Genomic DNA, 9444 nt, shown 5'->3' with positions numbered 1-9444 from the left:
GTGTGTTGGCCGCCTTCGCCCAGGAGGGCATCGAGGTGGTGAAGGCCCGCGCGGTGGAGATGACGGCCACGTCCGTTCGGCTGGTCGATGGTGAGGTCCTGCGGGCCGGCATGGTGTTCGACGCCACCGGTGCGCGTCGGGACGCCGATCGTGTCGAGCAGACCGCGTTCGGGGTCGTGGTGCCGGAATCCTCGTTGGCTGGGGACGGGACGGCCGTCTTCATGGACTGGCGGCAACCAGCCCCGTTCTCCGAGCCCGCCACCTTCCTCTACGCCGTTCCACTGCCCGACGGCCGCGTTCTCCTCGAAGAGACCTGCCTCGCGCGGCGACCCGGGCTCGGGTTCGACGAGTTGCGGGACCGGCTTCACGCGCGGGTGGGTCCGGTCGACGGGCCGGTCGAGCGCGTGCGGTTTCCCGTCGACGTGGGGCCACCTCCCTTGTGGGACAACGGGCCGGTGCCGTTCGGGGCGGCGGCCGGGCTCGTGCATCCCGCGACCGGTTTCAGCCTTGCCGACACGTTCCGGCTGGCACCCGAGGTCGCGTCCGCCGTTCGGGTGGGTCGGCGGGCCGTTCGGCGTGTCCTGTGGCCGGCACGTGCGCGGCTCGTGTATCGGTTGCGCCGCCGTGGGCTGGCAACCCTGCTCAGCCTGACCGCCGCCGAGCACGAGGAGTTCTTCGACCTGTTCTTCGCGCTGCCTGCCCACCATCAGCGGGCCTACCTGTCGGGCCGGGCCGATCCGGTGGGCACCGCCGCCGCGATGGCCGCGCTCTTTCGCGCCGCCCCCAACCACCTTCGCCGGAAGATGATCAAGCCATGACGCCCCAGAAGCTTCTCGCCAAGATTCGGCAGGTCTTCCCCGCCGCCGATCCCGCGGATATCCAACGCCAGCTCGACGAGTACGCCGGGCAGGAGCGCCTCCGCGTCCAGCTCGCCATCGTCAAGCTGACCGACGAGGACAAGCGCGTCTCGCCGCGGCACTACGTCGACGCCGCCCGCAAGGACTACCGCGACGTGCTCGCCCTGGCCGAGTTCCCGCAGCAGATGCGACCCGACTGGTTCACTCTTTCGGTGACAGAGCGGGCGAAAGTCACCAAAGCGGACCGGCAGCAGTACGCGCGCTGGCTGGCCAGGTGAACACAGGGTGTTCGCGCAGAAGACTGGGTGTCAGCGCGAGGTGATGGAAGAATGGGCCCGGTGGAGCAGCTCTACTCACCGGGACAGGTCGCGGCGCAGACCGGCTTCAGCCTCGACACACTGCGTTACTACGAGCGGATCGGACTCCTCGACGACATCGCCCGCAACTCGGGCGGCCAGCGCGTGTTCACCGAGGATGACCTGGCGTGGCTGCGGATCCTGCGTTGTCTGCGGGAGACGGGCATGCCGATCCAGCGGATGGTGCGCTACGCCGAACTCGCCCGCGGCGGTGACGAGACGGTGGCCGAACGGCTGGAGCTGCTGAGGGAACACGACCGCGACATCGACGAGAAGATCGCGAACCTGCGGGTGGAGCAGGAGCACATCCGCTCGAAGATCGGCTACTACCAGCGGGAGATGGCCCAGCACCGGCAAAGCCACGCCAGCCCGACCAGATGACCGACGAGCGAGACCACCCAGGGGTGGACGGCCCGACGGCGATGGAGCCGGCCACCGGCCGTTTCGGGGGCTCGCCCGACGACCCGACGCCTGAACCGGGCCAACCGTTCGACACCGAAGCCCTGGCAACGTACGGCCCGACGACACTCAAGCCGATCGGCCCTTTCGCGAGCACGACACCGGCCCCTCCCCTGGCTGGTGTCGACGGCCCGACCATGTACGGCTCGGACTCCGGCCACGAACTCCCCAACGACGATGAACCCACCGCCGCCGTCGGGACCGATGAACCCACCACGACCGGACCGACCGTCGGGGGCTGGCCCTTCGACGAGTTCGAGCCGCCGCCTCCGGACGAACTGGTCTGGCGCGCCGAGGCGCCTCCGCTGCCGCCGGTTGCCGCTCACCGCCCTGCCTACTACGTCTCGCTGGGGGCGGCGGTCGTGATCGTCGTCGGGTTGGTCGCGCTCGCGGCGGTGGTCGCCGTCATGCGGCCGCAGCGGGAGATCGCCGGGACCGCTGCCGGGCCGGTGATTCCCGAGATCAGCACGCCCACCCAACCGACGACGACAACTCAGCGCGGGCCGCTCGCCGAGATGGCCGCGCATCCACTGTCCAGCTCCACCGCGCGGATGGGTGACACCCTGTGCGCGCTTCCCCGCTTCGATCCCGCCGACGAACAGCAGGCCGAGTTCTACGCGGCGGCCAAGGTCTGCGCGGACACCGCATGGCGAGATGTGTTGCGGGAAGCCGGACTCGACGACGTCGCCGTCACGGTTGTCACGGTCACCGGGCCCAGCGCCGCTGGTTCGTGTGGTGAGCTCGCGCCCACCAGCGCATCCACGCAGTGCGACGGCACCGTCTACCTCACCCCGGCCCACCTGCGCGACACCGAGCAGAACGGGCGCTTCCCCGGCCGCTACCTCGGAGTTTTCCTCCGCGAGTACGCCAGCGCCCTCCAGTACACGACCGGGCTCGAACAACTCGTCGCCGCCGTGCCCAACTCGTCGCGGGAGGAGGTCGAGAAGCGGCTCGCCCAGCAGGCGACCTGCCTGGCCGGTGTCGTCGCCGGCGCGATGTCGGGGCGGGGCGCCGTCGACAGCAACATCACGAGCGAGATCCGTGCTCGCCTGTCTACTGTGGACGCCCCGCCGGACGCGCAGACGTGGCTGGACAAGGGGTTCCAGCAACGAACCCCTGCCGCCTGCAACGTGTGGATCTAGATGGTGAAGCCCAGGGCCCGCAGCTGCTCGCGGCCGTCCTCGGTGATCTTCTCCGGACCCCACGGCGGCATCCAGACCCAGTTGATCCGGAAGTCGCCGACGAGCCCACCACCGGGCCCGGCCACGAGTGCGGCGCGGGTCTGGTCCTCGATCACGTCGGTCAGCGGGCAGGCCGCCGACGTCAGCGTCATGTCGATCGTCGCTGTGTTGTCGTCCTCGACGCGGATGTCGTAGACCAGTCCGAGATCGACGACGTTGATGCCGAGCTCGGGGTCGACGACGTCCCGCATCGCCTCCTCGACATCCTCGATCGCGGCGACATCCGCCTTCGGCGCGGGCGGCTCCGGCAACGAGTCCACTCCGCGCCCAACTTCTTCAGTCATTGGTCTCTCCCCTCGCTCAGGCCCGCCGCGACAACGCGGCCAGGTCAACCCGCAGCGAGAACGGCTCGCTCGTCGTGAATGTCCCGGTGACCGCCGGCGCCTTCTGATAACCAAGGTCTCCGACCTGGTGGTACGCCACAAGCGACAACGGATCGTTGAGGTCGATCACCCAGTAGTTGGGTATCCCCGCCTTCGCGCACTCAACCGGCTTGACCAGGGTGTCGGTTCGCTGGGATCCCGGCGAGATGATCTCCACCGCAAGAAGTGCGTCCTCCGCGGTGAAACGCGCCGCCGCCGAGCTGACGAGTTTCTCCTCGACCACAACCACGTCAGGAACTCGGACGCTAGCGGGAAAGCCGGGGTCGGTGATCATCTCGCCATCGCCGACAGCTTCCCACTCCGACGGGAGCTGGTCATTCAGCATGGTCACCAGACGATGTGCGACCCGCTGATGAAAAAGATTCGCCCGAGGGCTCACGATGAGTACGCCTTCTTGAAGCTCGTAGCGCCGGCTGTTGTCCTCGGGGAGTTCGACGAACTCCTCCAGCGTTAACAGGTGGTCCGGCCACACCGCGGCAGTCATCGGTTCGTTCCTTCGCTTGCGCGGGACACCGCGTCCTTGAACGCCATCCAGCCCAGCAAAGCACACTTCACCCGCGCCGGATATTTGGCCACGCCCGCGAAGGCGATGCCGTCCTCCAGTACGTCCTCGTTCGGTTCCACCTGGCCGCGGCCCTGGATCATCTCGACGAAGGTGTCCATCGTGGACATCGCCTCGGCCACCGGCCGGCCGGTCACCAGGTCGGTCAGTACCGACGTGGAGGCCTGGCTGATCGAGCAGCCCTGGCCCTCGTAGGACACGTCGGTCACCTTGTCGTCCGCCAACGCGACTCGCAGGGTGACCTCGTCGCCGCAGGTGGGGTTCACCTGGAACGACTCCGCGTCGAACGGTTCGCGCAGGCCGCGGCCGTGCGGATTCTTGTAGTGGTCCAGGATGATCTCCTGGTACATCGACTCCAGATTCATCCGAAGACCTTCTTCACCTGTGCCAGGCCCGCCACCAGCGCATCCGCTTCGGCGGTCGTGTTGTACAGGTAGAAAGACGCCCGCGTGGTCGCCGGAATTCCGTACCGCATCACGGCCGGTCGGGCGCAGTGGTGGCCGACGCGCACGGCGATGCCGAGCTCGTCCAACACCTGGCCGACGTCGTGCGGGTGGATTCCCTCGAGCGTGAACGACACCTCGGCCACCCGCCCGACAGCCGTCGGCGGGCCGATGATCTTCACACCGTCCACGGCGGACAGTGCCTCGAGGACGTACTCCGTCAGCTCGTGTTCGTGTGCGGCGATGGCCGGCATGCCGACCGTCGTCAGGTAGTCGACCGCGGCGCCGAGACCGACCGCCTCGGCGATCGGCGGGGTGCCGGCCTCGAACTTGTGCGGTGGCTGCGCGTAGGTCGACCGCTCCATCGTGACGACCTCGATCATCTCACCGCCGCCGAGGAACGGCGGTAGCTCCTGGAGCAGCGACAGGCGACCCCACAGGACGCCGATCCCGGTCGGGCCGAGCATCTTGTGTCCGGTGAACGCCACGAAGTCCGCGCCAAGCTCGGTCACGTCGAGCGGCAGGTGCGGCGCGGACTGCGACGCGTCGACCAACACCAGCGCGCCCACCTCACGGGCCCGCTTGATGACCGTCTCGACCGGATTGATCGTGCCGAGCAGGTTCGACACGTGCACCATCGAGACGATCTTCGTCCGCTCGGTGATCACGGAGTCCAGTGTGGACAGGTCGAGCCTGCCCTCGTCGGTGATGGTGAACCACTTGACCGTCGCGCCGGTCCGCTCCGCGAGCTGGTGCCACGGCACGATGTTGCTGTGGTGCTCCATCTCGGTGATGACGATCTCGTCGCCGGGGCCGACGCGGTAGCCGGGGCCTGCCTCACCGAGCACGCGGGCGATCAGGTTCATCGCCTCGGACGAGTTCTTGGTGAAGATCACCTCGTGCCGGTTCGGCGCGTTGACGAACGCCGCCACCTTGTCCCGCGCGCCCTCGTACAGGGCGGTGGCTTCCTCGGCCAACGTGTGGATACCGCGGTGCACGTTGGCGTTGTGCTTCTCGTAGTACTCGACGATCGCGTCGAGCACCTGGCGCGGCTTCTGGGAGGTCGCCGCGTTGTCCAGGTACACCAGCGGTTTGTCGCCGTGCACCAGCCTGGACAGGATCGGGAAGTCCTTGCGGATCGTCTCGACGTCCAGGCCGGCAACAGTGGTGGGGGTCATGGCCGGGAACCTTTCGGGGCTGGTCAGCCGATCGAGGCCGGCTCCTGCTTGCCGGTGAACCGAACGTAGCCGTGCTCCTCGAGCTGGTCGGCCAGTTCACGGCCGCCCGACTCGACGATCTTGCCGCCGGCGAACACGTGCACGAAGTCCGGGGTGATGTGGCGCAGGATGCGGGTGTAGTGGGTGATCAGCATGACGCCGACCTCGCCGCCCGCCTTCACGCGGTTGATGCCCTCGGACACGACACGCAGCGCGTCGACGTCCAGACCGGAGTCGGTCTCGTCCAGGATCGCGATCCTCGGCTTGAGCAGCGCGAGCTGGAGGATCTCGTGGCGCTTCTTCTCACCGCCGGAGAAACCCTCGTTCACCGAGCGCTCGGCGAAGGCCGGGTCGATCTCCAGGTCGGCCATCGCACCCTTGACCTCCTTGACCCAGTGGCGCAGGTTCGGGGCCTCGCCACGGACCGCGGTGGCGGCGGTGCGCAGGAAGTTGGTCATGGACACGCCGGGCACCTCGACCGGGTACTGCATGGCGAGGAACAGGCCGGCACGGGCCCGCTCGTCCACGGTCAGCGACAGCACGTCCTCACCGTCGAGCAGCACCTCACCGGAGGTCACCTCGTACTTGGGGTGGCCGGCGATGGCGTAGGACAAAGTGGATTTGCCGGACCCGTTGGGGCCCATGATCGCGTGCGTCTCACCCGAGCGGATGGTCAGGTTGACCCCGGACAGGATCTCCTTGGCGGTCTCGTCCGTGGCGACCGAGACGTGTAGATCCTTGATCTCCAGCGTGGCCATCTTCTGTGCTTTCTCCTTGGTACCTGAGTCAGTTCTTGGTGGTGGTGACGTCGACGTACACGTCGCCGTCGCGGATCTCGACCGGGAACACGTCCACCGGCTCGGTGGCCGGCAACGAGGACGGTTCCCCGGTGCGCAAGTCGAAGCAGGAACCGTGCAGCCAGCACTCGATGCCCTTGCGGGTCACCTCGCCCTCGGACAGCGCGAGAGTGGCGTGGCTGCACTCGTCCCGCAGCGCGTGCACCTCGTCCCCTTGGCGGACAAGGACAACCGGCTCGTCGTCGATCTCGACGCCGTGCGGCTTCTCGTCGTCCAAATCAGACAGGGCACACGCTCTGATCATTGCGCCTCCGCGCGAAAAAGTACGTCGGCGCGGATCATGTCCCGACCGCCTCGAGTTCCGCTTCGATCGCCGCTTCCAGGCGCTCCCTGATCTCCGGCACGCCGATCTTCATGAGCAGCTCGTGGAAGAAGCCGCGCACGACCAGCCGGCGCGCCACGCCCTCGGGGATGCCGCGGGCCTGCAGGTAGAACAGCTGCTCGTCGTCGAACCGGCCGGTGGCGCTGGCGTGACCGGCGCCGGCGATCTCGCCGGTCTCGATCTCCAGGTTCGGCACCGAGTCGGCGCGGGCGCCCTCGGTCAGCACCAGGTTCCGGTTCAGCTCGAAGGTTTCCGTGCCCTCGGCCGCGGCCCGGATCAGCACGTCGCCGATCCACACTGTGCGAGCGTTGTCGCCCTGCAGCGCGCCCTTGTAGACCACATTGGACTTGCAGTTCGGCTGGGCGTGGTCGGCGAACGTGCGCATCTCGAAGTGCTGGCCGGCGTCGGCGAAGTACAGGCCGTTCAGCTCGGCGTCGCCGCCGGGGCCCGCGAAGGCCACGGTCGGGCTGACGCGAACCAGGTCGCCGCCGAGCGCGATCAGGTGGTGGCGCAGGGTCGCGTCGCGGCCCAGCTTCGCGTGGTGCGCTGAGACCTGCACGGCGTCGTCGGCCCAGTCGTGCACGCTGACCACGGTCAACCTGGCGCCGTCACCGACGATCAGCTCGACGTTGTCCGCGACCGTGCCGCTGCCCCGGTGGTCCAGGACCACGACGGCCTCGGCGAACCGCTCGGCCCGGATCTGCAGGTGCCCGTAGGCGACCTTGCCCTCACCGGGGCCCGTGATGGTCACGGTCGTGGTGCCAGCGCGGGTGTCCTTCGGCACGGTGATCACCGTGGCCTTGGTGAACGACGAGTACGCCTGCGCGGCCACCCGGTCGGCGGGCGTGCCGGCCTCGCCGAGCCGCGAGTCGTCGCGGCTGACCGTCTCGACCTCGGCTTCCCCGCTGTCGACGGACACGGACAGCTCACCGCCGGCGACCGCGGTGCCGTCGTGCAGGCCGCGCAGCCGCTTCATCGGCGTGAAGCGCCAGATCTCCTCGCGTCCACCGGGCACCTCGAACGCCTCGACGTCGAAGGAGGCGAACTGCTCGGCGCGTGACGCCGCGGGTACCACCGCACCGTGGGAATGCGGTGTCTGTGCAACGGACGTCATTTAGCCGACGGCCCCTTCCATCTGCAGCTCGATGAGCCGGTTCAGTTCAAGTGCGTACTCCATGGGCAGCTCACGCGCGATCGGCTCGACGAAGCCGCGCACGACCATCGCCATCGCCTCGTCCTCGGTGAGGCCGCGGGACATCAGGTAGAACAGCTGGTCCTCGCTGACCTTCGAGACGGTCGCCTCGTGGCCCATGGACACGTCATCGGTACGGATGTCCACGTACGGGTAGGTGTCGCTGCGGCTGATCTGGTCGACCAGCAGCGCGTCGCACTTCACCGTGGACTTCGAGTGGTGGGCCCGCTTGGCCACCTTCACCAGACCGCGATAGGAGGTCCGGCCGCCGCCGCGCGCCACCGACTTCGACACGATGGTCGAGGAGGTGTACGGCGCGAGGTGCTCCATCTTGGCGCCCGCGTCCTGGTGCTGACCCTCGCCGGCGAACGCGATCGACAGGACCTCGCCCTTGGCGTGCTCGCCCATCAGGAACACCGACGGGTACTTCATGGTGACCTTGGAGCCGATGTTGCCGTCGATCCACTCCATGGTCGCGCCCTCTTCGGCCTTTGCGCGCTTGGTGACCAGGTTGTAGACGTTGTTCGACCAGTTCTGGATGGTCGTGTACCGGCAGCGGCCGCCCTTCTTCACGATGATCTCGACGACCGCGGAGTGCAGCGAGTCGGAGCTGTAGATCGGCGCGGTGCAGCCCTCGACGTAGTGCACGTAGGCACCCTCGTCGACGATGATCAGGGTCCGCTCGAACTGGCCCATGTTCTCGGTGTTGATCCGGAAGTAGGCCTGCAGCGGGATGTCCACGTGCACACCCTTCGGCACGTAGATGAACGAGCCGCCGGACCACACGGAGGTGTTCAGCGCCGCGAACTTGTTGTCGTTCGGCGGGATGATCGTGCCGAAGTACTCCTTCACGATGTCGGGGTGGTCCCGCAGCGCGGAGTCCATGTCGGTGAACAGGACCCCCTGCTGATCGAGGTCCTCCTTGATCTTGTGGTAGACGACCTCGGACTCGTACTGGGCGCTGACGCCGCCGAGGTACTTCTTCTCGGCCTCGGGGATCCCGAGCTTGTCCCACGTCCCCTTGATGTCGTCGGGCAGGTCCTCCCAGTTCTGGGCCTGCTTCTCGGTCGAGCGGATGAAGTAGTAGATGTTCTCGAAGTCGATGTCCGACAGGTCCGCCCCCCACCAGGGCATCGGGCGGTTGTCGAAGTGCTTCAGCGCCTTCAGCCGGTACTTGCGCATCCACTCGGGCTCGTCCTTGAGCGCGCTGATCTCCTCGACCACGCGGGCCGAGAGGCCCCGCTTCGGCTCGAAGACGGCGTGGGAGGGGTCCTTCCAGTCGAAGCGGTAGCCCTTGGAGAGCTCCTTCAGGTGTTCTTCCTGGCTGACGACCATGTCGCTCCTCGATCGGCGGGCTCCGGCGGTCACCCCAAGGGTACCCGCCCCTGCTCCCTGAAGTCTATCTGCCAGGTCGGATTCGCACCCGTGCCTAGCCGTGGCGGGCGGCGGCGTCGGCCGGCTCCCAGCGGTCGACCCGCCGGGCCAGCACCCGCGTCACGACGGATCCGACGATCACGGTGAAGATCACGTAGGCGACGGTCACGGGGCCGAGATC

Annotated in this window: 12 protein-coding genes; 4 read left to right on the top strand and 8 right to left on the bottom strand. The window is 67.9% G+C overall.

Features of this window, described 5'->3' with window-relative positions; genetic code table 11:
- The 4 genes from VF106_RS07910 to VF106_RS07895 form a co-directional block, all read left to right on the top strand.
- Nucleotides 1-818 (top strand): lycopene cyclase family protein (locus tag VF106_RS07910; protein ID WP_330838932.1); only part of this gene is annotated, 818 nt, incomplete at its 5' end.
- Entirely contained in the window at nucleotides 815-1135 is a 321-nt protein-coding gene (locus VF106_RS07905; protein ID WP_330838931.1) for a hypothetical protein, read from the top strand. The genes VF106_RS07910 and VF106_RS07905, both read left to right, overlap by 4 nt.
- A gap of 51 nt (nucleotides 1136-1186) precedes the next feature.
- Complete coding sequence (locus tag VF106_RS07900) at nucleotides 1187-1594, top strand: MerR family transcriptional regulator (protein ID WP_330838930.1); 408 nt, start codon at nucleotides 1187-1189, stop codon at nucleotides 1592-1594.
- On the top strand, nucleotides 1591-2814 hold the full coding sequence (locus VF106_RS07895) for a neutral zinc metallopeptidase (protein WP_330838929.1): 1224 nt from the start codon (nucleotides 1591-1593) through the stop codon (nucleotides 2812-2814). The genes VF106_RS07900 and VF106_RS07895 overlap by 4 nt, the downstream gene beginning before the upstream one ends.
- Here the strand turns inward: VF106_RS07895 and VF106_RS07890 are convergent.
- From VF106_RS07890 to sufB, 8 genes are read right to left on the bottom strand one after another with little or no spacing between them, the layout of a single operon-like run.
- Nucleotides 2811-3197 (bottom strand): metal-sulfur cluster assembly factor, encoded by a 387-nt coding sequence (locus tag VF106_RS07890; RefSeq protein ID WP_330838928.1) that lies wholly within the window; start codon nucleotides 3195-3197, stop codon nucleotides 2811-2813. The genes VF106_RS07895 and VF106_RS07890 overlap by 4 nt on opposite strands.
- A gap of 16 nt (nucleotides 3198-3213) precedes the next feature.
- On the bottom strand, nucleotides 3214-3780 hold the full coding sequence (locus VF106_RS07885) for a Uma2 family endonuclease (protein ID WP_330838927.1): 567 nt from the start codon (nucleotides 3778-3780) through the stop codon (nucleotides 3214-3216).
- Complete coding sequence (gene sufU, locus VF106_RS07880) at nucleotides 3777-4223, bottom strand: Fe-S cluster assembly sulfur transfer protein SufU (protein WP_330838926.1); 447 nt, start codon at nucleotides 4221-4223, stop codon at nucleotides 3777-3779. Before sufU ends, VF106_RS07885 begins: the two co-directional genes overlap by 4 nt.
- Entirely contained in the window at nucleotides 4220-5479 is a 1260-nt protein-coding gene (locus VF106_RS07875; RefSeq protein WP_330838925.1) for a cysteine desulfurase, read from the bottom strand. The genes sufU and VF106_RS07875 overlap by 4 nt, the downstream gene beginning before the upstream one ends.
- Nucleotides 5480-5502: 23 nt before the next feature.
- Entirely contained in the window at nucleotides 5503-6276 is a 774-nt protein-coding gene (gene sufC, locus VF106_RS07870) for a Fe-S cluster assembly ATPase SufC (RefSeq protein WP_330838924.1), read from the bottom strand.
- A 28-nt stretch (nucleotides 6277-6304) separates the two neighbouring features.
- Complete coding sequence (locus VF106_RS07865; RefSeq protein WP_330838923.1) at nucleotides 6305-6619, bottom strand: non-heme iron oxygenase ferredoxin subunit; 315 nt, start codon at nucleotides 6617-6619, stop codon at nucleotides 6305-6307.
- 34 nt (nucleotides 6620-6653) lie between these two features.
- Nucleotides 6654-7811: a Fe-S cluster assembly protein SufD gene (gene sufD / locus VF106_RS07860; protein ID WP_330838922.1), complete on the bottom strand. Its 1158-nt coding sequence runs from the start codon at nucleotides 7809-7811 to the stop codon at nucleotides 6654-6656.
- A complete protein-coding gene (gene sufB / locus VF106_RS07855) occupies nucleotides 7812-9224 on the bottom strand; it encodes a Fe-S cluster assembly protein SufB (protein WP_414638894.1) in 1413 nt (470 codons plus the stop codon).
- Nucleotides 9225-9444 lie beyond the last annotated feature (220 nt).

It is taken from the genome of Actinophytocola sp., assembly GCF_036378875.1.
Taxonomy (GTDB): domain Bacteria; phylum Actinomycetota; class Actinomycetes; order Mycobacteriales; family Pseudonocardiaceae; genus Actinophytocola.
The sequence above is the reverse complement of the archived record's forward strand: the minus strand, read 5'-3'. Positions and strand labels throughout refer to the sequence as shown.

Bases quoted from the DNA above. Each gene is read 5' to 3' on its own strand.
- VF106_RS07895 (WP_330838929.1), top strand. From the start codon at position 1,591: ATGACCGACGAGCGAGACCACCCAGGGGTGGACGGCCCGACGGCGATG.
- VF106_RS07900 (WP_330838930.1), top strand. From the start codon at position 1,187: ATGGGCCCGGTGGAGCAGCTCTACTCACCGGGACAGGTCGCGGCGCAG.
- sufC (WP_330838924.1), bottom strand. From the start codon at position 6,276: ATGGCCACGCTGGAGATCAAGGATCTACACGTCTCGGTCGCCACGGAC.
- VF106_RS07905 (WP_330838931.1), top strand. From the start codon at position 815: ATGACGCCCCAGAAGCTTCTCGCCAAGATTCGGCAGGTCTTCCCCGCC.
- sufU (WP_330838926.1), bottom strand. From the start codon at position 4,223: ATGAATCTGGAGTCGATGTACCAGGAGATCATCCTGGACCACTACAAG.
- sufD (WP_330838922.1), bottom strand. From the start codon at position 7,811: ATGACGTCCGTTGCACAGACACCGCATTCCCACGGTGCGGTGGTACCC.
- VF106_RS07890 (WP_330838928.1), bottom strand. From the start codon at position 3,197: ATGACTGAAGAAGTTGGGCGCGGAGTGGACTCGTTGCCGGAGCCGCCC.
- VF106_RS07875 (WP_330838925.1), bottom strand. From the start codon at position 5,479: ATGACCCCCACCACTGTTGCCGGCCTGGACGTCGAGACGATCCGCAAG.
- VF106_RS07885 (WP_330838927.1), bottom strand. From the start codon at position 3,780: ATGACTGCCGCGGTGTGGCCGGACCACCTGTTAACGCTGGAGGAGTTC.
- sufB (WP_414638894.1), bottom strand. From the start codon at position 9,224: ATGGTCGTCAGCCAGGAAGAACACCTGAAGGAGCTCTCCAAGGGCTAC.
- VF106_RS07865 (WP_330838923.1), bottom strand. From the start codon at position 6,619: ATGATCAGAGCGTGTGCCCTGTCTGATTTGGACGACGAGAAGCCGCAC.